The sequence below is a fragment of the Bradyrhizobium sp. CB1717 genome (genome assembly GCF_029714325.1).
GTDB lineage: Bacteria > Pseudomonadota > Alphaproteobacteria > Rhizobiales > Xanthobacteraceae > Bradyrhizobium.
In genome coordinates, this window is the sequence record NZ_CP121666.1 from 6,595,821 (window position 1) to 6,621,921 (window position 26,101).

The window sequence follows — 26,101 nt, forward strand, 5'->3', positions numbered from 1 at the left end:
TCCCGGGTTCGATGCCTCGCATCGCCCCGGGATGACAGGAGAGCTAGGCTCAGAGCAGCCCTGCCCCGCGCGCCCACTTGTACTTGGCGCCCAAGACCTCGACCGGCAGCTCGGTCGAATAGGCGTAGGCCGGGATGCCGTTCTGGTAGAGATATTCGGCGGCTTCCTCGACCTCGACGTCGCCGGCCAGCGAAGCCACGATCGGCTTCACAAAACCCTTAGCCTCCATCTCCTTCTTCACCTCGACCATGTTGCGGGCGAACACCATCGGCGGCGTCACGATGGTGTGCCAGTAGCCGAGGATCAGCGAATGGATGCGCTCGTCCGACAGGCCGAGCTTCACGGTGTTGACGTAGGTGATCGGCGGCTCGCCGCCGGTGATATCCACAGGATTTCCGGCCGCACCAAACGGCGGGATGAACTTGCGGAAGGCCGCGTCGAGATCCGGCGGCATCGACATCAGCGACAGGCCGTTGTCGACGCAGGAGTCCGACAGCAGCACGCCCGAGCCGCCGGCACCGGTGATGATCAGCACGTTCTCGCCCTTCGGCGTCGGCAGCACCGGCACGCCGCGGGCGAATTCGAGCAGTTGCCGCAGGCTGCGGGCGCGGATCACGCCCGACTGCGCCAGCACGTCCTCGTAGATCTTGTCGTTGCCGGCGAGCGCGCCGGTGTGCGACGAGGCCGCCTTGGCGCCGGCCGAGGTGCGGCCGGCCTTGAGCACGACGACCGGCTTCTTCTTGGAGACGCGCTTGGCGGCTTCCGCGAAGGCGCGGCCGTCCTTGAGGTCTTCGCAGTGCTGCGCGATCAGGTTGGTGTTCGGGTCCTGCTCGAAGAAGGCGAGCAGATCGTCCTCGTCGATGTCGGACTTGTTGCCGAGGCCGACGATCGCCGACACGCCCATTTTCGCCGAGCGCGAGAAGCCGATGATGGCCATGCCGATGCCGCCCGACTGCGACGACAGCGCCGCGTGGCCCTTGACGTCATAGGCCGTGCAGAAGGTCGCGCAGAGATTTGCGGGCGTATAGTAGAAGCCGTAGATGTTCGGCCCCATCAGGCGGATGTCGTACTTCTTGCCGACCTCGACGATCTCGGCCTGCAGCTCCGGCGCACCGGCTTCGGCAAAGCCCGACGGGATCAGCACCGCGCCCGGGATTTTCTTCTCGCCGCATTCGGTCAGCGCCGCCGCTACGAACTTCGCAGGGATCGCGAACACGGCGGTGTCGATCACGCCCGGGACGTCCTTGACGCTCTTGTAGGCCTTGTAACCGAGGATTTCGGCAGCCTTGGGATGGATCGGATAGATCTCGCCCTTGTAGCCGCCGTTGATGAGGTTCTTCATCACGGAGTTGCCGATCTTGCCGTCCTCCGCGGAGGCGCCGACCACGGCGACCGCCTTCGGCTGCATGATGCGGCTCATCGCCGCCACGATCTCTTCGGTCGGACGCGGCTTGGGCTTCGGCACATAGGCGAAGTCGACGACGATACGGACGTCGGCGGCGATCGCGCTCTTCGCCGTCGCGAACACCGGGTTAAGGTCGAGCTCGACGATCTCAGGGAAATCGGTGACGAGCTGTGAGACCTTGACGATGACGTCGGCGAGCGCCGTCCGGTTCACCGGCTCACCGCCACGCACGCCCTTCAGGATCTCATGTGCCTGGATGCCATCGAGCATCGAGAGCGCGTCTTCCTTGGTCGCGGGCGCGAGGCGGAAGGTGATGTCCTTCAGCACTTCGACCAGCACGCCGCCGAGGCCGAAGGCGACCAGCTTGCCGAACGAGCCGTCGGTGATCGAGCCGACGATGACCTCGGTGCCGCCGGCCAGCATCTGCTGCACCTGGACGCCCTCGATCTTGGCATCGGCCTTGTACTTCTTGGCGTTACCGAGGATGGTCTCGTAGGCCTTCTCGGCCTCCTCAGCCGTCTTGAGGCCGACGATGACGCCGCCGGCTTCGGTCTTGTGGAGAATGTCCGGCGAGACGATCTTCATCACGACGGGGAAGCCCATGGACGAAGCCATCTTGCCGGCCTCGCCCGCCGACCTGGCCACGCCTTCCTTCGGCACCGGAATGCCGTAGGCGTCGCAAACCAGCTTGCCTTCCGGCGCCGTCAGGCTGGTGCGGTTGTCCGCCTTGACCTGGTCAAGCACCTTGCGGACGGCATCTTTGGAATTGGACATGTGGCTTCTCCCTTGACCTAAGTTCGTTCTTTGCAAAGCGCGCGCGTGTTGCGGCCGCCCGTGATGCTTGCCATTCGCCGCGCTCTGTTCCATGCGGCGGAACGGAGTGGCATAAAGCCTGAGATTACTCCGCCGGCTTGGATCAAAAATGGCTGGCGATGGCATTTGGTATGCCAGAAGCCAACTTGTCAAGCCGCCGCGCACCCTAGAACGCCGCAAAAAATAGGCAGCTTGACATTCTGGCATGTGGTATGCCAAAAACTTTCCCGTTAATATTCCTGTAAAAGACGACTCCCACTGGAGGAGATTCGTCGTGTCACTACGGAAACCAACCAAGGCGTTGCCGAACATGGCCGAGGCAGACATCGCAATCGTTCGTATTGCCCCGGAGAGCAGCTTCAAGAACAAGGCGTATGACGCCTTGAAGGAAGCCATCCTCAAGATGGACATCTACTCGACGCCCGAGCCGGTGATGCTCGACGAGCGCGCGCTGTCCGAACGCCTGGGCGTCAGCCGCACGCCGATCCGCGAAGCCATCGCGATGCTCGAGCAGGACGGTTTCGTGAAGACCGTGCCGCGCCGCGGCATCATGGTGGTGCGCAGGACCAAGAGCGAGATCGTCGACATGATCCGCGCCTGGGCGGCGCTGGAGAGCATGGCCGCGCGCCTCATCACCACCACCGCGCGCAAGAAGGACATCACGGCGCTGCGCGACTTCTTCAAGGATTTCGGCAAGGACCGTCTGCCCGAGGATCATGTGGAGGAATACTCCAAGGCCAACATCGCCTTCCACCAGGCGCTGATCTCGCTGTCGGAATCGCCGGTGCTGGTCGATCTCACCAACGACCTGCTGCTGCACGTGCGCGGCTATCGCCAGCTGACCATCGGACGCAAGGACCGCACCGCGACGTCCCTGCCCGAGCATCTCGGCATGATCGAAGCACTGGAAGCGCGCGACACCGAGCTCGCCGAGAAGCGCGCCCGCGACCACACCCTCGGCCTTGCCGCTTACGTCGAAGCGCACGGCCAGGAACTGTTCACGTAACTAGCAACGTTCACCAGAAGGGCGAAAAATTCGCCCCGTTACTTGAGACCAGGGAGACAAGGCCCATGCTGAATACCGCGACCAAGTCCGAAGCACCGGGCACCGAGCAGGAACTGACGGATGGCTTCCATCTCGTCATCGACGCGCTCAAGCTGAACGGCATCAACACCATCTATAATGTGCCGGGCATCCCGATCACGGATTTGGGCCGCATGGCGCAGGCCGCCGGCATTCGCGTGATCTCCTTCCGCCACGAGCAGAACGCCGGCTACGCCGCGGGCATCGCCGGCTACCTCACCAAGAAGCCCGGCGTCTGCCTCACGGTGTCGGCGCCCGGCTTCCTCAACGGCCTCACCGCGCTCGCGCACGCCACCACCAACTGCTATCCGATGATCCTGGTCTCGGGTTCCTCCGAGCGCGAGATCGTCGACCTCCAGCAGGGCGACTACGAGGAAATGGACCAGCTCGCGATTGCCAAGCCCCTGTGCAAGGCGGCCTATCGCGTGCTGCACGCCCAGGACATCGGCATCGGCTTTGCCCGCGCCATCCGCGCCGCGGTGTCGGGCCGCCCGGGCGGCGTCTATCTCGACCTGCCGGCAAAGCTGTTCGGCCAGGTGATGAACGCCGAGGCCGGCCAGAAGTCGCTGGTCAAGGTGATCGACGCAGCCCCTGCGCAGATCCCCTCGCCCGCTTCGGTCAAGCGCGCGCTCGACGTGCTCAAGAGCGCAAAGCGTCCGCTCATCATTCTCGGCAAGGGCGCGGCCTACGCGCAGGCCGATGAAGAGATCAAGAGCTTCGTCGAGAAGAGCGGCGTGCCGTTCCTCCCGATGAGCATGGCCAAGGGCCTGCTGCCCGACACCCATCCGCAATGCGCCGGCGCGGCCCGCTCGACCGTGCTGAAGGATTCCGACGTCGTCATGCTGATCGGCGCGCGGTTGAACTGGCTGCTGTCGCACGGCAAGGGCAAGAGCTGGGGCGAAACGCCGAAGAAGTTCATCCAGGTCGACATCGAGCCGAAGGAAATGGACTCCAACGTCGAGATCGTCGCGCCCGTCGTCGGCGACATCGGCTCGGTCGTCTCGGCCTTCAACCAGGCCATCGGTGCGGGTTGGACCGCGCCGGCCGACTGGACCAAGGCCGTCTCGACCAAGCGCGAAGAGAACGTCGCCAAGATGGCGCCGAAGCTCATGAACAACAAGTCGCCGATGGACTATCACGGCGCGCTCGGCGTCTTGAAGAACGTCATCAAGGAGTATCCCGAGGCGATCCTCGTCAACGAAGGCGCCAACACACTCGACCTCGCCCGCGGCGTCATCGACATGTACAAGCCGCGCAAGCGTCTCGACGTCGGCACCTGGGGCGTGATGGGCATCGGCATGGGCCAGGCGATTGCCGCCGCGCTCGAGACCGGCCACCCCGTGCTCGCGGTGGAAGGCGACTCGGCGTTCGGCTTCTCCGGCATGGAAGTCGAGACCATCTGCCGCTACAACCTGCCGATCTGCGTCGTCATCTTCAACAATGACGGCATCTATCGCGGCACCGACGTCAACGGCGCCAACGATGATCCGGCGACCACCGTGTTCGTCAAGGGCGCGCGCTACGACAAGATGATGGAAGCCTTCGGCGGCGTCGGCGTGAACGCGACCTCGCCGGACGAGCTCAAGCGCGCGGTGAACGAGGCGATGAAGTCCGGCAAGCCGACGCTCATCAACGCGGTGATCGATCCGGCCGCGGGCTCGGAGAGCGGCCGCATCGGCAACCTCAATCCGCAGAGCGTTCTGCAGAAGAAGAAGTAAGTCCCCCCTTAACCTTTACTCCCTGCGGTTAGCGGGGGCAGACACAGAGTACGGAGCAACACGATGACCAAAGCGCTCACGGGCGTTCGCATTCTCGACTTCACCCACGTCCAGTCCGGACCGACCTGCACGCAGCTGCTGGCCTGGTTCGGCGCCGACGTGATCAAGGTGGAACGCCCGGGCGTGGGTGACATCACCCGCGGCCAGTTGCAGGACATCCCGAACGTGGACAGCCTGTATTTCACCATGCTCAACCACAACAAGCGCTCGATCACGCTCGACACCAAGAACCCCAAGGGCAAGGAAGTCCTCACCGAGCTGATCAAGAAGTGCGACATCCTGGTGGAAAACTTCGGCCCCGGCGTGCTCGACCGCATGGGCTTCCCCTGGGAGAAGATCCACAGCCTCAACCCGAGGATGATCGTCGCCTCGATCAAGGGCTTTGGTCCCGGACCGTATGAAGACTGCAAGGTCTATGAGAACGTCGCGCAGTGCACCGGCGGCGCCGCCTCGACCACCGGCTTCCGCGACGGCCTGCCGCTTGTCACCGGCGCGCAGATCGGCGACACCGGCACCGGCCTGCATCTCGCGATCGGCATCCTGGCCGCGCTCCACCAGCGCACCACGACCGGCAAGGGCCAGAAGGTCACCGCCGCGATGCAGGACGGCGTGCTCAACCTCGCCCGCGTCAAGCTGCGCGACCAGCAGCGCCTCGCCCATGGACCGCTGAAGGAATACAGCCAGTTCGGCGAAGGCGTTCCGTTCGGCGATGCCGTGCCGCGCGCCGGCAACGATTCCGGCGGCGGCCAGCCCGGCCGCATCCTGAAGTGCAAGGGCTGGGAGACCGATCCCAACGCCTACATCTACTTCATCACCCAGGCTCCGGTCTGGGAGAAGATCTGCGACGTGATCGGCGAGCCGACCTGGAAGACCGATCCGAACTACGCCAAGCCGCCGGCCCGTCTGCCGCGGCTCAACGAGATCTTCGCCCGCATCGAGCAGTGGACGATGACCAAGACCAAGTTCGAGGCGATGGAGATCCTCAACAAGGACGACATCCCCTGCGGCCCGATCCTGTCGATGAAGGAAATCGCCGAGGACCAGTCGCTGCGCGCGACCGGCACCGTGGTCGAGGTCGACCACCCCACCCGCGGCAAGTACATCTCGGTCGGCAACCCGATCAAGCTGTCGGATAGCCCGAGCGAGGTGGAGCGTTCGCCGCTGCTCGGCGAGCACACCGACGAGATCCTGCGCTCGGTGCTGGGCTTCTCGGACCACCAGGTCGCCGACATCCACAAGTCGGGCGCGCTCGATCCGCCGCAGAAGCAGGCCGCTGAGTAAGCGAGTCTGTCAGAGAACGACGAAAGGGCCGCCCGAAGGGGCGGCCCTTTTTGCTTGTGAAGGTGCACAGTCGCAGGGCTCAAACTAAAAAGTGGCAAAACAACCCCATGCACAGTAGCCACCCCCCTGGCGTCAAAGGATATTTCTGATTTCGCGAAACGCCTTTTGACCCGTCGGGCAAAACAGGGGTATTATGCCATCATCGGAAAAAGCGAACGTCCTGTCCCAGGCGTCGTCCCCCGCGGCCTCCGATTGCGGCGGCTTTCTTGTGGGCGCCAGATCAGGTGGCTCTGCGATCCTCCCGAGAAGCAATCGATACCGAATTAAGGTCGCCTCCCGGGAACAGGCGGGGTTCCGCCCCGTTATCTTGCACGGGCGCGCTCGTGGGAGCGCAGGCGGGCCATCCAACGACAAGTCGACCGCCGCCAGCCCGCGAGCCGAACACGCCGGGTCCGGCGCATTTCGAGATCGCGCCTGTCCACCCAAATCGAGGTCAAGATGTTGAGAGATCATCCCGCGTCCCGGGCTCTGCGGGAGGCCAACAAAGTATTCAAGCCGGTCGAGACCAAGAAGCCGATGTCCGACTATGCGAAGGCGCAACAATCCCATCACGAAAATCGCGAGCGCCTGAAGGCGGAACGACTGGCGCGAGAGGCCAAGCAGGGACACCGTCCCAGATAAGGCAACGCCGGTGCCGCATTACTACGTCGACATCTGGGGCGGCAAGGCACTCGCTGTGGACGAAGAGGGCCTGAGTCTGACGAAGCAGAGAGCTGCCGAGATCGAAGCTCGCGCTGTCTCTTGCCGATACTGCCAAGGATCTTGCGCCGTCCGCGAGCGGCCGCGGTCTGGCCATCGAGGTTCACGATGACAATGGCCTGATCTTCGGGCGGCATTTCAATTCGGGACCGCCGTCGAACGATTGAAATCGGCCCCGGACTTCGGCCTAAAGCGCGGTGAGATTAGGACGAATCGTCATCGCGCTTCAGGTTGTTGGTTACGCACGATCCTTTCGGAAAACCGCTTCGCACTTGCGCTAACGCGGCCCTCCGGGTCCGGATCATGCTTCAGAGCATCGAGAGGACGACGACCCCGTCCTCGAGCTCGCCTGACTCAAGGCGCGCCCGCGCGATACGCTCGAACTCCGTTCGATACTTCTGAAGATAGCTGAAGGCCTGCCTCTGCGTCTGAAACGTTGTTGCAAGACGGCATAGCTGTCGGCCTGCGCCAAGCGCGAGAAAGAAGGTGATTGTGCCGCCGTCATCCGGCTTGATCCTAGGCACGGCCCGCACTCTCTGGCATGTGAACGGCCCCCTCGGATTGTTTGTCGACGCTATTGGACTCGACTAACCCAACGACTTCCTTGTGCGCTTCTTCGGTGCAGGCGCGGGCACCGATGCGCGAAGATTTGCCTCAGCCGCTTGCTCGGCTGCTTCCTTGGCCTCACGCAGCTCGCGAAGCCGCGCCATGTTCTTGCGGATATCGACAGCGCGCCTTTCGACATCCGCGACCGCCCGCGCGCCCTCTTCGGCGGCAAGGCGTTGACGCTCGGCCCGCGCGACGGATTCGGGTGACGGTTCGGCCGTTTTCTTCGCGCTCATCTTTTGGCGCTCATCTTTCACCCTGCCCGGCAACGGAGAAAGCCCGCTCAATCCCAGGGATCGAGCGGGTCGCATGGCCGTTTCAGTACATCCGTGAAACGGCGCTACAGAGTTCAAGCCAGCGAGAGGTTCTCTGCGCTGACCTTGCCCCGCATCTTGTCGGCCTTGACCTCGAAGTTGACCTTCTGGCCCTCGGCGAGACCCGCAAGACCTGCCCGCTCGACCGCGCTGACGTGAACGAACACGTCATTGCCGCCGTCGTCGGGCTGAATGAATCCAAAACCCTTCTGGCCGTTGAACCACTTCACTGTACCTGTCGCCATTCTCTTCTCCAAAGCGCGCAAGCGCGCAGTCCGCGTGACGCTCACGCAGATCGTTTCAATTCGTCGATGTCTCTGGAAAAGGAGCCCGCGGGCGCATTCAACAAGGCACAGCGGCTGAACGAATAAAGCGACGCTATACCTCGCCGTCGACATTAGCAAGGCTTCGGCCAGATTTAATCGCGCAGCTTTAATGGAACCTTTGCAGGTTCAACGACTCGAGCCCGTGCGGACCTCGATCCGATATTTGCGCTCAATTCGTATCACCTCACGCGATCATGTCGGATTGGTGTCGCAAGCTCTGCGCATGTTTGAGAAGAACAAGAAGGCGCTGCTGACCGCAGCGCTCGTTGAAGGCCCGGACGAGACCTTCCGTTCCCCGCCTCGGTTCGTCTTGATTTCAGCTCAGCGCTCAGCGGCCTCGACCGCCAAGTTGCTCGCGAAAAAACTGCAACACTGCCGCGTTGAACTCGCGGTGAAAGGCCACCCGGTCGAAGCCCGCGGGCACGTCGGTGCAGATGCGTGGGATGGCGGCCGCAAGCTCGGCCGAACACGGGGCGAGGAAGGCAAAGAATGACGGCGAGGCCCAAAGCTTGCTGCGCAGCGAAAGTCCCCCGATGGCTTCGGTTGATCAAGGCTGCACGGCCGGCGCCTTGTTGCCGGATTCGATCTACGCCCCCGCAACGGTCCCCAGACTGATGCGAACGACGACATCGTGCGATGACGTGTCGCACGAACTGCAACCGCCCCTCCGGCAAAGACACGTGTCGGGAGATTGCATTGCGGCGCGGGGTTGCTACAATTTTAGCGTTTACGCTCCGAATATTATCCTCCAGATTGAACGTCTCATTTGCATCACCAACGAAGAACCGCGCCATCTGATTTGGCCGCCTGGGAGTTGATATGAAACAAGCGCTTCTTGGCCTGCTCCTCCTCTGCGTGCTCTCCTCTGCAACACACGGGCAAACCGCGATCTCGCCCGTTTGCTCCCGGCAGTCCTCGCCGACCGGATTAGGCATGTCCAGTCCCGTCGCGGAGGCTGCTACGGAAGGCGACGAGAAGGCCCCGGTTGCCCAGGCCGCGCTGAAGCTCGCCTTTGCGATCGAGAACAGCATTCCTGATCCCTATATCGGCGTGTCCGGAAACTTCGATGGGCAGGGCCTGTCGCTCGGACTGATCCAATTCAACCTTGGCGGCAGCATTCAGAAGACTTTCGGCCCCGTCGACGACGGCGTCTTTGCCTCGACGATGCCGAAATGGGGCGATGTCTTCCGCGCCGCTGTCAAGACAGCCTCCCCAAGCGCCGCGATCAAGCAGGTGCTTGTGATGCAAGACCACGTGGGCAAGCGCTGGATTGTAAAACCCGACGCAATCGCCGAGTTGCAGGCATTTCTGGGCAGCCGGGAAGCCAGAGCGGCTCAGGATCGAGCGGTTGCCCTCGAATACAAATCTGCTTATCGCCGGGCCGCACAATGGGCCCAGGAGCGGGGCGCAAAAACTCCGACGCCGCGCGAAATCGCAACCTTTGTCGACAATCAGGTCTTTAGCGGCGGATTTCTTGGGCACATGTGGCTGAAGCAGGCCAAGCAGTTTCGCGACAGCTTCAAGGGCGATGATGGCGCCATGATCGCCTTCGTGGGAAAATGGCTCAGATCCTGCCCTGCCTCAGGCTCAAGCCTCCTTTATGGGGCCGACGAGGGCAAGGCGAATGCGGATGTCTGGAGATCGCGTTTCCCGAGCGGCACGCAGCTATCCGACGAGCGGGCGTTGCTCTTTGTCTTTGGTTTTGTTCGTGCCCTGACCGCCAACGGGCCGCCCAAGGTTGCAGGGCAGCCGGACCAATCCGGTATTTTCAAGTCGCAGGTCGTCCAGCGGAGGGCTCTGATCGCGCTGGGAACGGGCAAGGCCAACGGCATTCCGTGGCCAGGGGGCGTACTCGACGACTGACAGATCGCCTTTCGATGGCCTGACATTGACCATTTCATGAACGGGGACCGCCATGCGCATTTTTCTCATTCTTGGACTGATGCTGTTGCTGCAGCAGGGCAGCGCCTTTGCGTCTCCCCGGAACGACTGCGCGCAACCAGACGATTGGAGCACGTCAGCCGACGCGGACCGGGCGAGGCTTTATGTCAATCGCAGCGACGAAGTCTTTTATTTCGAATTCAGGCCCGAAGGCGATGGAGGAAGCTTGCAAGGAAATCCCTACTGGGTCTCCATGCCTTCCGAACCGGGCAGAACCTACAATCTCGGGACCACTGTCAGAACCGGCAACGGAACGCGATTCCGTGTGGAGATCAGAGGCGCGGTAGACGCCCGGACCGGCCAGCCGCTAAAGTTCGTGCTGGGTCCCCAGAAGACCAAGGCCGTTCGCTCCAGGGTCAAAGCCACCGCGCAGACGATTGATGTTTACGTGCGCGGCGAACACTATATCAAGTTCTGGAGCTTCGTTGGCCCCACTAAGCTATGCAGACTTTGATATTGCCCATCTCGTCGTCATCGCTGCTCTCAACAGCGCGAGCGAATTCCGGGCTTCCTTTCGGGTGGAGGAGTTGCCATGTCACTGCTCGGCAAGGCCGCCGTCGCGATGTGGTGGAGCGTTCGCCCCGAGCAGCGCGCCGAGTTCGGCGACTGGCATTCCCATGAACACTTCCCGGAGCGGATGAGCATTGCCGGCTTCCGCCGCGGATCGCGCTGGAGCAGCACGACAGATGCCGAAGGCTTCTTCGTGCTCTATGAGCTCGAGCAGTACGACGTGCTGACGTCGAAGGGATATCTCGACCGCCTCAATGCGCCGACGTCGTGGTCAACCAGGATGATGCCGCATCATCTCGGGATGATCCGCAGCCAGTGCCGCATCGTCGGCAGCTTTGGCGGTGGGGTCGCGGCCGCTCTCGCTACCTTTAGGCTTTCACCGCAGGCCGGCCGAGAGGCGGATTTGCAGGAACGTCTCTCGAAGACACTCGGCGTCCTGGCGCAGGAGCCCGGACTGACCGGCGCCCATCTCCTCCTCACCGACACGCCCCCGACGAGTTCGCCCACCACCGAACAGCAGATTCGAGGAAAGGACGGGGCCGCCGACTGGATCGTGCTGCTGTCCGGCTACGATGCCGATGCGGTCGAACACGTCGTCGCAGACCAGCTTTCGCCGGGGGTGCTTGGCACCCTGGGTGCGCAAAACAATCCGACGATCGGTCGCTATCGCCTCGCCTTCACGATGACGCCGCAGGATGTGGCAGCGATCTGACGGATCGATCGTTCGGCCGGCGCGGTCGTCAGAGAGGCCTTTCCGTGGCGTCTTCCGTCATGAGTAACCGATCGAATTCAGCCCTCAGCTTCCCTCGCCGGCATCCCCATCGCTTCCCTCTTCGCCCGCGACATATTCGAGGATGTCTCCGGGCTGGCAGTCGAGCTCGCGGCAGATTGCGGCAAGCGTCGAGAAGCGCATCGCCCTGGCCTTGCCCGTCTTCAGGATCGACAGGTTCTGGATGGAAATGCCGATGGCGTCGGCGAGGTCACCGAGGCGGCGCTTCCGCTTCGCTAGCATGACATCGAGGTTCACGACGATCGGCACAGGCATTCACCTCAGATCGTCAGCTCGTTTTCGGACTGCAGCAGGATGGCGTGCTCGATGACGAATTTCAGTGCCATCAGGAACATCCCGCCCGCGATCGTGCCGATGTCGACATTGTAGGATGGCAGGAAGAACTTGACGTCGCCGATCTCGTGCAAGGCATAAGCCACCGCGTTGCTGGTGATCAGGTCGATGAACGGCCAGATCACCAGAATGATCCCCATCCACCACACGCCCTGAAGCGTCTCCGACGCGAAAATCCGGCCGCGCGCGAATCGGTGCACCATACGATGCAGGATGCCGATCAACACGGCGAAGAACGAGAGCTGAAGCGCAAATAGCGCCCAGAACAACAGCTGTCCCGGGGGCGACATCTCGAGCGGATTGGCGACAAGGCCTGCGCATTTCACCTGGTCGGGACCAAGGCTGGCCGCGATCGAGGCGGAGGCGGTCGTGTTCCGCAGATAGGCGAGCCACACCACCACCGGCAGTGCGGCCCAGATCGCCCAGAACGCAAGATCGAGACGTCGAAACCAGCGCTGCCGGGCCTCGCGAACCGATGTCCCCACCGCATCCATCTCCAAGCACTCCGCAATTTCGAGGCAACCTGCCTCCCCCAATATGCATGTTCCGCGCGATTGACTCAACCCTAAGCGCGATATATTGATTGTTTATCATGAAATAATTCATGATAATTGATCCGATATGGAGCTTCCATGCGTTCCACCCTCGTCCGGCACGTGCTCGCAGCCCTGTTGTCCATCTCGCCGCTTGGAAATGCCGAAGCCGCAACAGTCAGCGGTCCCGCCGGCGTCTGGCTGACACAGTCGGGCGATGCGAAGATCAAGGTCAGCCGTTGCGGGACGGCGCTGTGCGGCCGGGTCGTCTGGCTGAAAGATCCGATCGACAAGAAGACGGGGAAGGCGCAGCTCGACGACCATAATTCCGATCCTGCGTTGCGCAGCCGGAAGATCGTCGGCATCTCCCTCTTCATCGACATGCAGGCGGCCGGCGCCAACAAATGGTCGGGCCGGATCTACAATGCCGATGACGGCAAGACCTATGCAAGCACGGTGACCCTGCTGCCGTCGGGCAATCTCAACGTCCGGGGCTGCATGGGAACGCTGTGCGCAGGTGAAGACTGGACGCGGTGAGCCCGCAATCGACAAGGCTGAGGCCGCCGGTTCCGGCGGCTTCTCTTTATTTGCGATGCTTGCGATGCCGTGTCGGATTGGAAGCGGTTCGTTCGTCCTCGGTGCATGAAGGGGCGACAGACGTTAATGTCGAGCCCCCAGTTCACAGGGATAACAACCATGCCCAGCACTGTTCGCCTGCACCGCGTTCTCGCCACCAGCCCGCAGAAAGTGTATCGCGCCTTCCTGGAGGCGGATGCGATGGCGAAATGGCTGCCGCCGAACGGCTTCACGTGCACGGTGCATCATTTCGAGCCCAAGGTCGGCGGCACGTTCAAGATGTCGTTCCGGAATTTCACGACGGGCAACAGCCACTCCTTCGGCGGCGAATATCTCGAGCTCGTCCCCGGCGAACGCCTGCGCTACACCGACAGGTTCGACGATCCCAATCTGCCGGGCGAAATCCAGGTCACCGTGATCCTGAAGAAGGTCTCGGTCGGCACCGAAGTGGACATCACGCAGGCCGGCATCCCCGACGTCATCCCGCCGGAGGCCTGCTACCTCGGCTGGCAGGAGTCGCTGCGGAATCTGGCGCGGCTGGTGGAGCCGGAGATCAACCAATAGCGGCGACATCAGTATCGTAGGGTGGGCAAAGCGCAGCGTGCCCACCTACGTCGTCATTGCGAGCGCAGCGAAGCAATCCAGAGTCCCTCGGCAGAACGATTCTGGATTGCTTCGCTGCGCTCGCAAAGACGGAGAATGAGGAACTCTCCGAAAGAACAACTCGCATCGAGTCGGCAGGTGCTGCAGAGCCCTGTGAACTGCCAATGCCAGCAATGCAGATTCAACCGATTGCGAACGATCGTTACGCGCCCTTCGGCTTGAGCCCGCCATCCGCGGTCCAGCGGTCCGGCTCCGGACTGTGGCCGATCAGCGCGAGACCGTAGGCGATCGACTCGAACTGGTCGCCCGACATCAGGCGCTCGTTACCGAAGCGGTCGGCGAACAGCTTTCGGACCGCAGGCACGAAGGACGTGCCACCGGTCAAAAACACCTTCTCCACCTCGCGCGCGGTGATGCCGGCTTCATTCAGCACCTTGTCGACGGTCGCACCCAGACGGGCGATATCGTCGGCGATCCAGGATTCAAAATCCTTGCGGGTGATGGTCGCACCGATGTCGACGCCGCCGCCCTTGAAACGGAAGTCGGTCTGGTCCTGCCCCGACAGCGCGACCTTGGCGTCGGACACGGCGCGGTAGAGCGAGAAGCCGAGATCGAGGTCGACGATGGTGATGAAATCCTCGAGCAGCTTCGGCTTCAGCGCGGTGCGCGCCAGCTCGCGGAGCTCGCGCAGATCGCCGTTGCTCTTCATCATCGCAAGCTGATGCCAGCGCGCGAGGTTGGTGTAGTGGCCGCTCGGGACCGGCAGCACCTTGTCGAACGAGCGGAAGCTCGAGCCCTTGCCCAGCCGCGGCGAGACGACGTGGTCGACGATGCGATAGTCGAACGTGTCGCCGGCAATGCCGATGCCGGCGTGTCCCAGCGGCTCGGCGCGGAGCGTGCCGCCCGCGCGGGAAAACCGCATTACCGAGAAGTCGCTGGTGCCGCCGCCGAAATCCGCAACCAGCACGGTGGCATCGCGCTCGAGCCTGCGGGCGAAGGAGAATGCCGCCCCCACGGGCTCGTAGACGTAGCGCGCGTGGCCGGCACCCAAGCGCTCGAACGCGGCCCGGTAGCGCTGCATCGCCAGCGCCTCGTCGGGATTGCCGCCGGCGAAGCGCACCGGGCGGCCGACCGTGATGTTGGAGGTCTCGAAGCCGAACTTCTCGCCGCCATGGCGCGCCAGCGTGCGCAGGAACGCCGCCAGGATGTCCTCGAACTTGAAGCGCTGCCGGAAGACTTGCGTGGTGTTGAAGCTGCTGCTCGCCGCGAATGTCTTGAACGACTGCAGGAAGCGGTGGACGTGGCGCCCCTCGAGGAACGTCTCGATCGCCCACGGGCCGCCTTCAGCCTGGGCGCCGGCACCCGGCCGGTCCTCCCAGAAACACAGCGCCGACACATAGGTGCTGTGGCGCTGTCCGCCGTGATCGAAGCGGATGGCCTCGACCCGGCGGTCGTCCGCCGCAAGCGCGACGACCGTGTTGCTGGTCCCAAAATCGATGCCGATCGAGACGGCGGGCGAGGCGCTCGACATGAACCACTCTGACAGTTGATTGGAAAAGGGGGCAGAGCACTAACGGCTTTGGCCCGCCCTGCCAAGAGCCGGCTTGTTGCAGCGCGGTCGGAATTCGCAGCCCACCGGGCGCCGTGCCGGGTCGCGTGAACAGGGTTATTCTGCTCGCCGGAGGCCGTAATCCCTGTTTTTGTATCCACACCGGCAATTTTAAGTCCGGAACGGCCGCTTTAACGGGATATTATGTTGCAATGCGGCAGAGCGCGTGCTGCTATGCAATGGCATGCATAGACACTGGCATCTGGTATACGTAGATTGCCTTTCGAAATGAGACAGCAGTACTGACCGTCTCAAGAAAGGAATTACCGATGTCCAAGACCGCCACCGTCGCTCTCGCCCCCTCCTCCTCCTCGCTGTTCGCCCGCTTCCTGGCCGCGGTCGACCGCTTCCTGATGGCGAGCGCCGAGATCTCGAATCACAACGGCGACCTGCCGCGCTTCGGCCTCTAAGCCCGTGCTTTTGCGCTGCCGAGGCAGCGCGCCGGCTTCGGAACTTTCAACATTCGACTTTTGAAGAATGGCCCCGCAGGACGGGGCCATTTCTACTTGTGCTGTCCTGAGTCACAGCCGCACCCGGACAAGGCCCTGCGGCATTTGCGCACGGTGACCGGACCAGCGCTTGAAGCTTGGCATAATGCATACAAGAATGCCCCTCCAGCGCTCGCAGAAAATTAGAGGCGCCACGGGAGGCTTTATGACGGACATGGTGCAGGCAACGGCCCCTACAGCCGCGCGCGTTAGCGACACGTATCGCTGGGCGCAATTGGCGATCGGTGTAGCGGCCATGGTGATGATCGCCAACTACCAATACGGCTGGACGTTCTTCGTCCCCGACATCCAGAAGAAGTTCGGCTGGGATCGCGCTTCGATCCAATGGGCGTTCACACTGTTCGTGCTGTTCGAGACATGGCTCGTGCCGATCGAAGGATGGTTCGTCGACAAATACGGTCCGCGCATCGTGGTTCTCGTCGGCGGTGTGCTCTGCGCCATCGGCTGGGCGATCAACGCACAGGCCACCTCGCTCAACGGCTACTACCTCGGCATGATCATCGCGGGCATCGGCGCCGGTGGCGTCTACGGCACCTGCGTCGGCAACGCGCTGAAGTGGTTTCCGGACAAGCGCGGTCTTGCCGCCGGCATCACCGCCGCGGGCTTCGGTGCGGGCTCCGCGCTGACCGTCGCGCCGATCCAGGCCATGATCAAGGACAGTGGATTCCAGACCACCTTCCTCTATTTCGGCCTCGGACAAGGCATCATCATCTGCATCCTCGCCTTCTTCCTGCTCGCGCCGAAAGCGGGTCAGGTGCCGAGCGTGGTGGCGAATGCCAATATCATCCAGACCCGGCGCAACTATCAGCCGACCGAAGTGCTGCGCCAGCCGATCTTCTGGCTGATGTACTTCATGTTCGTGATCGTCGGCGCGGGTGGACTGATGGTCACCGCGAACCTGAAGCCGATCGCGGTTGACTGGAAGGTCGACAGCGTGCCGGTGACGCTGATGGCGGTGACGATGACCGCGGTGACCTTCGCAGCGACCATCGACCGCGTGCTCAACGGCCTGACGCGTCCGTTCTTCGGCTGGATCTCCGACATGATCGGCCGCGAGAACACGATGTTCATCGCCTTCGGCATGGAAGGCTTCGGCATCTGGATGCTCTACCTCTGGGGCCACGATCCGGTCTGGTTCGTGCTGCTCTCGGGCTTCGTGTTCTTCGCCTGGGGCGAGATCTACTCGCTGTTCCCCTCGACCTGCACCGACACGTTCGGCGCCAAGTTCGCGACCACCAATGCCGGCCTGCTCTACACCGCGAAGGGCACCGCCGCGCTGCTCGTCCCGGTCGCAAACCTGATGCAGCAGTCGTCGGGCACCTGGGACAGCGTGTTCATCATCGCGGCTGGCGCCAACATCCTGGCGTCGCTGCTGGCGATCGCGGTGCTGAAACCCTGGCGCAAGGTCGTGGTCGCGAAATCGACCCTCTGACACACTCCAACACAGCTGATCCAAACACGACGCCCGGCCTCACGGCCGGGCGTTTTCGTTTTGAGCAGGGCTTTCGGCATTCCGTAAAACCCGAAAGGAACTCGTAATTTCTTGATGCAGGGACCAAGTTAGGACTTGCATTCTGGAATATGGTATACCAAGCTGCCGGCCGCGCTTGCGACGATAAGCCACAACATTTGCGACACTGGGTCATCTTGCAATCCCAGGTCGCAATCAATCAGGCGCGTTGGGAGGTTCTTGATGATTTCCAGCACGGACGGCGCCGTCACGGCCGCCCCTCTTCGCACCGGTTTCCGCTGGCTTCAGCTCGTCATGGGCATCGTCTGCATGGCGATGATCGCCAACCTGCAATATGGCTGGACGCTGTTCGTCGATCCGATCGATGCCGCGCACCATTGGGGACGCGCCGCGATCCAGCTCGCCTTCACCATCTTCGTCGTCACCGAGACCTGGCTGGTGCCGGTGGAGGCCTGGTTCGTCGACAAATACGGCCCGCGCATCGTCATCATGTTCGGCGGCGTGATGATCGCGCTGTCCTGGGTGCTCAACTCCTACGCCGACTCGCTCACTTTGCTCTACGCGGCCGCGATCGTCGGCGGCATGGGCGCGGGCGCCGTGTACGGCACCTGCGTCGGCAACGCGCTGAAATGGTTTCCCGACCGCCGCGGCCTTGCCGCCGGCGCGACCGCCGCGGGCTTCGGCGCGGGCGCAGCCCTCACCATCGTGCCGATCGCGACCATGATCGCATCGAGCGGCTATCAACAGGCATTCCTCACCTTCGGCATCGGCCAGGGCCTGATCGTGTTCGTGCTCGCCTTCTTCATCCAGCCGCCGCGGATATCGATCCCGCCGCGGAAGAAGCAGCTCAATTTGCCGCAGACCAAGATCGACTTCACCCCGCCGCAAGTGCTGCGCAGCCCTATTTTCTGGGTGATGTACCTCGTCTTCGTCATGGTCGCCTCCGGCGGCCTGATGACCGCGGCGCAGATCGGCCCGATCGCGCACGACTACAAGATCGCCGACACGCCGGTGACGCTCGCCGGCTTCCAGATGGCGGCGCTGACCTTCGCGATCTCGCTCGACCGCATCTTCGACGGCTTCGGACGCCCCTTCTTCGGCTGGGTCTCCGACACGATCGGCCGCGAGCACACCATGTTCATCGCCTTCGGCACCGCCGCGGTGATGCTCCTGGCGCTGTCGGCCTATGGCCAGAATCCTGTTGTCTTCGTGCTCGCGACGGCGGTGTATTTCGGCGTGTTCGGCGAGATCTACTCGCTGTTCCCCGCGACCTGCGGCGACACCTTCGGCTCGAAGTTCGCAACGACCAACAACGGCATGCTCTACACCGCCAAGGGCACCGCCTCCCTGCTCGTTCCGCTCGCAAGCGTGATCTCGGCAACGTACGGCTGGAAGGCCGTGTTCGTGGTGGCGGTGGCGCTGAACGCAACGGCCGCGCTGATGGCGCTGTTCGTGATCAAGCCGCTGCGCCGCTCCTTCATCCTCGGCAAGGAAGCCGAGACCGCCGACACGGCGACCGGCAGCGCCAAGACCGAGACGGCGTAAGCAGCCACACACGAGAGCTTTCAAAAGGGGCGCAGCGATGCGCCCCTTTTCTTTTTGGCCTGCCGACAAACGTCAGTATTGCTGCCGCAAGATTTTTCGGATCAGCCAAATCCAGCGCTTGACGATTGGCATTATGTATACCACACTTCCTCCTGTCATTCACCCAGGGAGGTCGCAATGCTGGTCGGAGACATTCTGCGCAAGAAGACGCCGCGCGTTGTCACGGTGCGAATGAACGAAACGGTGGGTATCGCCGCCAAGCTGATGCGCGCCAACAATATCAGCGCGCTGGTAGTCAAGGACGTGGTCCGCTCCGAGGGCAACACCGCGGTCGGCATGTTCACCGAGCGCGACGTGGTGCGCGCCGTCGCCGAGCACGGCGCCAATGCCGTCAACGTCAAGGTCTCGCAGCTCGTGTCGGTGCAGCAGCTCGTCTCCTGCACCTCCTCGGACACGATCGAGCACGTTCGCCATCTGATGAACCGGCATCATATCCGCCACCTGCCGGTCATCGACGATTACAGCCTCGTCTCCGTGATCAGCATGCGCGACATCGCCGCTGCCATGGACGAGGCCATCAACGGCACGCCGCAAGCGGCAGCCTAACAAGCGGCAACTCTTCCCCTGCGACTACCGGCCCCGGCTCGGATCCTTCCGAGCCGGACCGGATCTTTCGTCCCAAATTCCGGTCTCTGCTCGCGAGGATTTCATGAAGATCTGCATCTACGGCGCCGGCGCGATCGGCGGATATCTCGGAGTTCAGCTCGCGCGCGCGGGCGCCGACGTCAGCCTGGTCGCACGCGGCGCGCACCTCGCCGCCATGCGCGAGCGCGGCCTGACGCTGCTCGCCGGCGAGGAGACGCACACCGTGCATCCGCGCTGCACCGACGATCCCGCCGAACTCGGCGTGCAGGACTACATCATCATCACGCTGAAGGCGCATTCGATCACCGGCGTGATCGAGAAGATGCAGCCGCTGCTGGGGCCCCACACCCGCATCGTCACCGCCGTCAACGGCATCCCCTATTGGTACTTCTACAAGCACGGCGGCCAATACGAGAACTCGACGCTGGAGAGCATCGACCCCGGCGGCCGGCAATGGCGCGAGATCGGCGCCGAGCGCGCCATCGGCTGCATCGTCTATCCCGCCACCGAGATCGAGGCGCCGGGCGTGATCCGCCACGTCTACGGCAATAATTTCCCGCTCGGCGAGCCCTCCGGCGAGATCACGTCCGACGTGCAGCGCCTCGCCGATCTCTTCGTCGCCGCCGGCCTGAAGGCGCCGGTGCTCGACCGCATACGCGACGAGATCTGGCTGAAGCTGTGGGGCAATGTCTGCTTCAACCCGATCAGCGCGCTGACCCACGCCACGCTCGACGTGATCTGCACCGATCCCGCCACGCGCGCGCTGTCGCGCGCGATCATGGTGGAGACGCAAGGCATCGCCGAGACCTTCGGCGTCAAATTCCGCGTCGACGTCGAGCGTCGCATCGAGGGCGCCCGCAAGGTCGGCGCGCACAAGACCTCGATGCTGCAGGATCTCGAGCGCGGCCGCCCGATGGAGATCGACCCGCTCGTCACCGTGGTGCAGGAGATGGGCCGCCTCACCGGCATTCCGACGCCCGCGCTCGACTCGGTGCTGGCGATGGTGAGCCAGCGCGCCCGCATCGCCGGCCTCTATGACGGCACCTCCGCGCCATCAGATCCTCGCGCACTGGCGGTGGCGTGATGGCGGGCGAGATCAAGCACTGGCTGCGCTTTCGCCATGGCGGCACGACCGGCTTCGGCACGCTGACATCCTCCGGCATCAGCGTGCACGAGGGCGAGCTGTTCGGCCGCAATGCCGCGACCGGCAGGTCGCTGGCGCTGTCGGAGGTCGAGCTGCTCGCGCCCTGCGTGCCCAGCAAGATCGTTGCGCTCTGGAATAATTTCCACGCGCTCGCGGCCAAGCTGAACCAGCCCGAGCCGCCGGAGCCGCTATATCTGCTGAAGGCCACCACCAGCATCACGACGCCGGGCGCCGTGATCCGCCGCCCCTCCTATTACGACGGCAAGACGACTTACGAGGGCGAGCTCGGCATCGTCATCGGCAAGACCTGCGCCCGCGTGTCGCCGGCTGAGGCCGACAGCTTCATCTTCGGCTACACCTGCGTCAACGACATCACCGCCAACGACATCCTGACCAGCGATCCCACCTTCCCGCAATGGGCGCGCGCCAAGGGCATCGACGATTACGGCCCGTTCGGCCCGGTGATCGCGACCGGCCTCGATCCCGCAAAGCTTACGGTGCGCACCATCCTCAACGGCGCCGAGCGGCAGAACTATCCGATCTCGGACATGATCTTCACCGCGCAGGAGCTGGTGAGCAGGATCTCCCACGACATGACCCTGCTCCCCGGCGACCTCATCGCCGTCGGCACCTCGGTCGGCGTCGGCGTGATGAAGGAGCCGGTGAACACGGTCACCGTTGCGATCGACGGCATCGGCGAACTCACCAACGAGTTTCGGCTGTAGCGGCAGACGCAGTGCCGTAGCCCGGATGGAGCGAAGCGTAATCCGGGGCCTTCGCATGACGATGGACAGACGGATTGCGCTTCGCCCCATCCGGGCTACAGGCTACGGCCGGCGCAGCCGCATCGTGCTCCGGAATGAAGGCTCGGCGGCTATTCTCGCCGCAGCGCGGCAATATTGATCCTGCGCAAATCGCGCCGTCGCGGCCGCCATTATCCTTCCCAGCAACAGATCGGTTTTCTGATGCCAGGGAGGACGCCATGTCGAATGCCGCCAATGCACTTTTGTGGACGGCTCTGTACTTTGCTCTCTCATTCGCTGCGATCTTCGTGGTCTGGTTCGCCGACAAGATGCGCTCGAACTTCCTCGGCAAGTGAGAGCGAGCACGACGCCGTAGCCCGGATGATGAGCGGAGCGACATACGGGACAGACCGTGACGCGGTCCCGCACATCGCTGCGCTCATGTGGTCTACGGGCCCTCGCGCCTTCGGGAAAACTCGGCAACTCCAGCAGACCCTTCCACCGTCAGTTGGCGCAACCAGTCGTGGATTCGCGCGACCAAGCGCATCCGGCAAGCCCCGCGCCCCTTGATCTCGGTTCCGCTCTCCAATAGCAAATATGGCGACAATGTGCCGGCGTGAGGAATTCACGATGTGGCTGTTTTTTCTGGTTGCCTGGTTTGCCCTGCTCGCCGTCATCGCGATCCTCGCCCAGCAGGCGTTCGGTTACGACGTCGGTCACCTGCCGGCGTGGTTCGCGGCCCTTTCCGTGCCGCAGCGCATCGCGGCCGGCGCGATCCTGGCTGCAGGTCTGGCGCTGATCGGCGCAACCGCCTGGCGGCTCTCGCGCCAGGACCGGCGGCTCGACACGCTGCGCGACCGCCTGAAGAAGACCCGGGAAGACGTCGTCGTCGCCCATGCCCTGCAAAACCACCTCGACGCCACCGTCCAGCACCTGATCGAGAGCGATCCACGGGAGGCCGTCTCCGCCCTTCACGACAAGCTCGGCGAGACCGAGCAGCGCGCGCTGCTGCAGCAGGGCCGCAACGAAGCCGCCGACATGCACGACCAGCTCGCCGAGATCCGCCGCCGCCAGCAGGCGCTGCGCGAGATGGTCGGCAAGGTCGCCGATCAGCGCCGCGCGGTCGAGCCCGTCTTCACCGAGATTCGCGACCGCCAGAACCAGGTCGAACGCTCCCTGCACGACCTCGAGACCGACGACCGCAAGAACAACCTCGCCGATCGCCTGAAGGACATCGCGCGCGACGTGTCGGCGCTGCTGACGCGGGTGAGCGCGGTCCAGGACACGTTCGCGACCCTCAACCAGTACAAGGAGGATCTGGCGAAATCCCATGCCGAGCTGGCGCCGCTACGATCAAACGACGCCGGCATCAACGCCCTGATCGGCGAGCTCAGCCTCAGCCATGACCGCCTCGAAAAAAGCATCGACGAGCTCGAGACCGGCGGCGAGGCGCCGCTCGGCAGCCGCGTCGAGACGCTGTCGAAGAACAAGATCGAGATCGAGCAGCGCCTCGCCCGCATCGACGACGGCTTCAACATCCTGAAAGGCATCAGGCTCGACTTCGAGGAGCTCGGCCAGCGCCGGGGCCAGCTCGAACGCGCGATCGCGGAGGTCGAGACCGACGGCGACGGCAAGAGCCTCACCGAGCGCCAGAATGCGCTGAACGATTTCGTCCTCCAGTCGCGCCAGCGCCTCGGCGCCTTGCAGGAGACGCTGGCGACGCTGAACGCTTTCAAGACCGAGCTGTCGAAGTCACAGGCCGACCTCGTCCCGCTGAAAGCTCCGGTGTTCGGCATCGAGGCGATGATCGCCGAGGTCAGCACCACCCGCGACCTGCTCGCCAAGACCGTCGGCGAGATCGAGGCGAACGCCGGCGTCACCCTCGACTCGCGCGTCGATGCGCTGACGAAAAGCAAGCGCGAGGTCGAAGACCGCCTCGCCCGCGTCTTCGACAATTTCAACGCGCTCGATGCCTTGCGCAAGGACATCGGCGGCATCTTCGCGACGATCCGGAATAGTTTGAACCGGATCGGGTGATCTTCTCGTAGGATGGGTAGAGCGCAGCGAAACCCATCATATCTCCCCAAGCAGATGGCCGATGGGTTTCGCTGCGCTCTACCCATCCTACAGGCCACAGCGCCGATCGCCCCCCCGAAACGTCCAGACACATCACATCTGCGCGGGGCCGATCAATGCCGCCAACATGTCCCGTGCGCGCCGCAACTTGGACGCATTCGGCCGCCCTTCTGTGAGGCGTGTCTGGGGGCACGGCATGGCCGTGTTTGGACCAAACCTTCTAGGGGAATGACTGTGAAGAAGATTGTATTTGCTCTCGGTGCGACGCTTGCTCTGGTGACGGCTGCGAATGCCGCGGATTTGCCGCGCCGCCAGCCCGTACCTGTCTATCCGGCGGAGCAGGCCCCGATCGGCAAGATGCCGATTGGCAAGAGCCCGGTCGGCAAGGCCCCGATCGGCAAGGCGCCCGGCCCGGTGGCGGCGCGCTACTGACGCGCAGACTCTAGCGTAAGCGGCCGACAGTCCAGGGGGTAGAGCGTGACGAACAAAGCTGATCGATCGGGATCCTGCATCCTCGCGGGGCTCGCCCTCGCGGCGATGATCGCATGCACGACGCCCACGGCCTCGGCCCACGAAGCGAACAAGCGCGTTGCCGATGCCAACGCGCTTGCTACGACCGAGACCGCATCGCGACCTCAACCGCAGGCGACGCGGCGTCCGGTCGCGCGTACGGAGAAAGGTCCCTACTATGTCGACTTCCGCGCCCGTACGGCGGCGAGCTGGGGCCATGCCTTCGTCTGGTACGGCAAGACCAGCGAGAAGGCGGTCGAGGTCGCGGGCCTGACGCCGGCCGGCGACACGCTCGCCTACGTGCTCGGTCACCTCACATTCGTGCCCTCCGAGACCGGTGCGAGCTACGGCGATCTCGATCCGGAATATCTGACCGCGAACTACCGGGTCTACCTGAACGAGGCGGACGCCAAGCGCGTGTTCGCCTATATCAAGAAACTGCAGGCGGACTCGCCGGTGTGGAACGCCGAGACCGCCAACTGCACCGGCTTCATCGGCGACATTGCCGAATTCATGGGCCTAGAGGTCCCCAATCGCTGGCAACGCCCGGAAAAGTTCGTCAACCGCCTCAAGGAAATGAACGGCGGCCGGCAGATGGTGCGGCTGTCGGCGGAGTAGCCGCGCAATCCCGTAGCCCGGATGAAGCGCAGCGGAATTCGGGACTGCTGTTGCCTCGTTGCGACCGTCCCGGATTGCGCTTCGCTCCATCCGGGCTACGAACTTCAATAATTACCCTCGCCGTCATTGCGAACGTAGCGAAGCAATCCAGAATCCCGCCGGAGAGAGTCTGGATTGCTTCGCTACGCTCGCAATGAGGGGGTTGAAGCAGCGAGCACCTATCTGTGACCGTCAGCCTGAGGTGCGCGCTCCGCGGCGCATCGCGCCGCTGAGCAAGCCTCGAAGGGCGATGCCCGGCTCTCACAGCGTGGCCGCTCATCCTTCGAGGCTCCCCATGGGACGCGTTACGTCCCATGCCTCGTGCCTCCAGCGACAACCGCTTCGCGGTTGCGCGGGGATGACGGAGTGAGGCCCCAATTATCCGCCCGGCGGAATCCCCCTCACTCCCCGCATGACACCCCGCCCGCACCGCACACCCCCGCAATAGACTTTTCCCACCCCCGGCGGCATCCTGCCGCCATCAAACGATAACAGAGCGCCACGCGGGCCATCCGGGGGGAAACAGATCATGCTGCAGACACGGTTCACCAGGCTCGTCGGCGTCGAGCACCCGATTGTCCAGGGCGGCATGCAATGGGTCGGACGGGCCGAGCTGGTCGCCGCCGTCGCCAATGCCGGCGCGCTCGGCTTCATCACGGCGCTGACGCAGCCGACGCCGGAGGACCTGACCAAGGAGATCGCGCGCTGCCGCGACCTCACCGACAAGCCGTTCGGCGTCAACCTCACCATCCTGCCCGCGATCAAGCCGCCGCCTTACGCCGAATATCGTGCCGCCATCATCGAGGCCGGCATCAAGGTGGTCGAGACCGCCGGCAACAAGCCGCAGGAGCATGTCGACGAGTTTAGGAAGAACGGCGTCAAGGTCGTGCACAAATGCACCAGCGTCCGCCACGCCCTCTCGGCCGAGCGCATGGGGGTCGACGCCATCTCGATCGACGGATTCGAATGCGCCGGCCACCCCGGCGAGGACGACACGCCCGGCCTGATCCTGATCCCGGCCGCCGCCAACAAGGTCAAGATCCCGATGATCGCCTCCGGCGGCTTTGCCGACGCCCGCGGTCTTGTCGCGGCGCTGGCGCTGGGTGCGGAAGGGATCAACATGGGCACCCGCTTCATGGCCACCAAGGAGAGCCCGATCCACCAACTCATCAAGGAGAAGATCGTCGCCAATGACGAGCGCGAGACCGAGCTGATCTTCCGCACCATGCGCAACACCTCGCGCGTCGCCAAGAACGAGATCTCGACCAAGGTCGTCGCGATGGAGAAGGAAGGTGCCAAGTTCGAGGACATCCGCGAGCTCGTCGCCGGTGCCCGCGGCAAGATGGTCTATGCCACGGGCAATTCCGACGAAGGCATCTGGTCGGCCGGCCAGGTCCAGGGCCTGATCCAGGACATCCCGAGCTGCGCCGAGCTGGTCTCGCGCATCGTGCGTGAGGCGGAGGCGATCATCCGCAGCCGGCTGGAAGGGATGATCGTTCAGCCGCAACGCGAAGCCGCGGAATAGTCACTGCAAGAAGCG

General features: G+C 63.6%; 27 protein-coding genes. 20 read left to right on the forward strand and 7 right to left on the reverse strand.

Translation table 11 applies throughout. The annotated features are described in order from the left end of the window. Window positions 1-49: 49 nt before the first annotated feature. On the reverse strand, window positions 50-2,179 hold the full coding sequence (locus tag QA649_RS30920) for an acetate--CoA ligase family protein (protein WP_283020518.1): 2,130 nt from the start codon (window positions 2,177-2,179) through the stop codon (window positions 50-52). Between the two features lie 349 nt (window positions 2,180-2,528). Here QA649_RS30920 and QA649_RS30925 point away from each other — a divergent pair, with 349 nt between their 5' ends. From QA649_RS30925 to QA649_RS30940, 4 genes are all read left to right on the forward strand, one after another. Further along, window positions 2,529-3,224 (forward strand): GntR family transcriptional regulator, encoded by a 696-nt coding sequence (locus tag QA649_RS30925; RefSeq protein ID WP_164936202.1) that lies wholly within the window; start codon window positions 2,529-2,531, stop codon window positions 3,222-3,224. Window positions 3,225-3,289: 65 nt separating this feature from the next. Next, the gene (gene oxc, locus QA649_RS30930; protein WP_018647741.1) at window positions 3,290-5,020 is read left to right on the forward strand and encodes an oxalyl-CoA decarboxylase; all 1,731 of its coding nucleotides are present in this window, start codon (window positions 3,290-3,292) and stop codon (window positions 5,018-5,020) included. A gap of 63 nt (window positions 5,021-5,083) precedes the next feature. Then, a complete protein-coding gene (gene frc, locus QA649_RS30935; protein WP_283020519.1) occupies window positions 5,084-6,361 on the forward strand; it encodes a formyl-CoA transferase in 1,278 nt (425 codons plus the stop codon). A 498-nt stretch (window positions 6,362-6,859) separates the two neighbouring features. Then, entirely contained in the window at window positions 6,860-7,042 is a 183-nt protein-coding gene (locus tag QA649_RS30940; protein ID WP_283020520.1) for a hypothetical protein, read from the forward strand. 386 nt (window positions 7,043-7,428) lie between these two features. Here the strand turns inward: QA649_RS30940 and QA649_RS30945 are convergent, their stop codons facing one another. The 3 genes from QA649_RS30945 to QA649_RS30955 all read right to left on the reverse strand — a co-directional run bounded on the left by QA649_RS30945 (window position 7,429) and on the right by QA649_RS30955 (window position 8,285). Further along, window positions 7,429-7,653: a hypothetical protein gene (locus QA649_RS30945; RefSeq protein WP_283020521.1), complete on the reverse strand. Its 225-nt coding sequence runs from the start codon at window positions 7,651-7,653 to the stop codon at window positions 7,429-7,431. A gap of 54 nt (window positions 7,654-7,707) precedes the next feature. Continuing rightward, the gene (locus QA649_RS30950) at window positions 7,708-7,962 is read right to left on the reverse strand and encodes a transcriptional regulator (protein ID WP_283026144.1); all 255 of its coding nucleotides are present in this window, start codon (window positions 7,960-7,962) and stop codon (window positions 7,708-7,710) included. 113 nt (window positions 7,963-8,075) lie between these two features. Continuing rightward, a complete protein-coding gene (locus QA649_RS30955; protein WP_283020522.1) occupies window positions 8,076-8,285 on the reverse strand; it encodes a cold-shock protein in 210 nt (69 codons plus the stop codon). Window positions 8,286-8,589: 304 nt separating this feature from the next. Between QA649_RS30955 and QA649_RS42990 the strand changes: the two genes are divergently transcribed. The 4 genes from QA649_RS42990 to QA649_RS30975 all read left to right on the forward strand — a co-directional run bounded on the left by QA649_RS42990 (window position 8,590) and on the right by QA649_RS30975 (window position 11,529). Next, complete coding sequence (locus QA649_RS42990; protein ID WP_349254038.1) at window positions 8,590-8,859, forward strand: hypothetical protein; 270 nt, start codon at window positions 8,590-8,592, stop codon at window positions 8,857-8,859. A 326-nt stretch (window positions 8,860-9,185) separates the two neighbouring features. Then, window positions 9,186-10,229 (forward strand): hypothetical protein, encoded by a 1,044-nt coding sequence (locus tag QA649_RS30965; RefSeq protein WP_283020523.1) that lies wholly within the window; start codon window positions 9,186-9,188, stop codon window positions 10,227-10,229. Between the two features lie 52 nt (window positions 10,230-10,281). Continuing rightward, entirely contained in the window at window positions 10,282-10,761 is a 480-nt protein-coding gene (locus tag QA649_RS30970) for a hypothetical protein (protein ID WP_283020524.1), read from the forward strand. A 78-nt stretch (window positions 10,762-10,839) separates the two neighbouring features. Next, window positions 10,840-11,529: a hypothetical protein gene (locus QA649_RS30975; protein ID WP_283020525.1), complete on the forward strand. Its 690-nt coding sequence runs from the start codon at window positions 10,840-10,842 to the stop codon at window positions 11,527-11,529. Window positions 11,530-11,613: 84 nt separating this feature from the next. On the opposite strand, the gene QA649_RS30980 is transcribed toward QA649_RS30975, so the two are convergent. Then, window positions 11,614-11,856, reverse strand: a complete 243-nt coding sequence (locus tag QA649_RS30980; RefSeq protein WP_349254083.1) for a helix-turn-helix transcriptional regulator — start codon at window positions 11,854-11,856, stop codon at window positions 11,614-11,616. 11 nt (window positions 11,857-11,867) lie between these two features. Next, complete coding sequence (locus QA649_RS30985) at window positions 11,868-12,425, reverse strand: DUF2975 domain-containing protein (protein WP_283020527.1); 558 nt, start codon at window positions 12,423-12,425, stop codon at window positions 11,868-11,870. A gap of 147 nt (window positions 12,426-12,572) precedes the next feature. On the opposite strand from QA649_RS30985, the gene QA649_RS30990 reads away from it, so the two are divergent. Continuing rightward, window positions 12,573-13,010, forward strand: a complete 438-nt coding sequence (locus tag QA649_RS30990; RefSeq protein WP_283020528.1) for a DUF2147 domain-containing protein — start codon at window positions 12,573-12,575, stop codon at window positions 13,008-13,010. Between the two features lie 159 nt (window positions 13,011-13,169). Then, a complete protein-coding gene (locus QA649_RS30995; protein WP_283020529.1) occupies window positions 13,170-13,613 on the forward strand; it encodes an SRPBCC family protein in 444 nt (147 codons plus the stop codon). Window positions 13,614-13,854: 241 nt separating this feature from the next. Here QA649_RS30995 and QA649_RS31000 read toward each other — a convergent pair whose 3' ends face one another. Further along, a complete protein-coding gene (locus QA649_RS31000; RefSeq protein ID WP_283020530.1) occupies window positions 13,855-15,183 on the reverse strand; it encodes an Hsp70 family protein in 1,329 nt (442 codons plus the stop codon). A 347-nt stretch (window positions 15,184-15,530) separates the two neighbouring features. On the opposite strand from QA649_RS31000, the gene QA649_RS31005 reads away from it, so the two are divergent. The 10 genes from QA649_RS31005 to QA649_RS31050 all read left to right on the forward strand — a co-directional run bounded on the left by QA649_RS31005 (window position 15,531) and on the right by QA649_RS31050 (window position 26,086). Beyond that, complete coding sequence (locus tag QA649_RS31005) at window positions 15,531-15,671, forward strand: hypothetical protein (protein ID WP_283020531.1); 141 nt, start codon at window positions 15,531-15,533, stop codon at window positions 15,669-15,671. 244 nt (window positions 15,672-15,915) lie between these two features. Then, on the forward strand, window positions 15,916-17,202 hold the full coding sequence (oxlT, locus tag QA649_RS31010; protein ID WP_283020532.1) for an oxalate/formate MFS antiporter: 1,287 nt from the start codon (window positions 15,916-15,918) through the stop codon (window positions 17,200-17,202). 261 nt (window positions 17,203-17,463) lie between these two features. Continuing rightward, window positions 17,464-18,786, forward strand: a complete 1,323-nt coding sequence (gene oxlT / locus QA649_RS31015; RefSeq protein ID WP_283020533.1) for an oxalate/formate MFS antiporter — start codon at window positions 17,464-17,466, stop codon at window positions 18,784-18,786. Between the two features lie 177 nt (window positions 18,787-18,963). Next, window positions 18,964-19,392, forward strand: a complete 429-nt coding sequence (locus QA649_RS31020) for a CBS domain-containing protein (protein WP_183241135.1) — start codon at window positions 18,964-18,966, stop codon at window positions 19,390-19,392. A gap of 103 nt (window positions 19,393-19,495) precedes the next feature. Further along, window positions 19,496-20,515 (forward strand): 2-dehydropantoate 2-reductase, encoded by a 1,020-nt coding sequence (locus tag QA649_RS31025; RefSeq protein WP_283020534.1) that lies wholly within the window; start codon window positions 19,496-19,498, stop codon window positions 20,513-20,515. Continuing rightward, complete coding sequence (locus QA649_RS31030; protein WP_283020535.1) at window positions 20,515-21,300, forward strand: fumarylacetoacetate hydrolase family protein; 786 nt, start codon at window positions 20,515-20,517, stop codon at window positions 21,298-21,300. The genes QA649_RS31025 and QA649_RS31030 overlap by 1 nt, the downstream gene beginning before the upstream one ends. Before the next feature lie 648 nt (window positions 21,301-21,948). Next, window positions 21,949-23,355 (forward strand): hypothetical protein, encoded by a 1,407-nt coding sequence (locus QA649_RS31035; protein WP_283020536.1) that lies wholly within the window; start codon window positions 21,949-21,951, stop codon window positions 23,353-23,355. A gap of 267 nt (window positions 23,356-23,622) precedes the next feature. Continuing rightward, window positions 23,623-23,826 (forward strand): hypothetical protein, encoded by a 204-nt coding sequence (locus QA649_RS31040; RefSeq protein WP_209965301.1) that lies wholly within the window; start codon window positions 23,623-23,625, stop codon window positions 23,824-23,826. A gap of 45 nt (window positions 23,827-23,871) precedes the next feature. Next, window positions 23,872-24,522, forward strand: coding sequence for a hypothetical protein (locus tag QA649_RS31045; RefSeq protein WP_283020537.1), 651 nt, complete (start codon window positions 23,872-23,874; stop codon window positions 24,520-24,522). 568 nt (window positions 24,523-25,090) lie between these two features. Beyond that, a complete protein-coding gene (locus QA649_RS31050) occupies window positions 25,091-26,086 on the forward strand; it encodes a nitronate monooxygenase family protein (RefSeq protein ID WP_283020538.1) in 996 nt (331 codons plus the stop codon). Window positions 26,087-26,101: the final 15 nt, after the last annotated feature.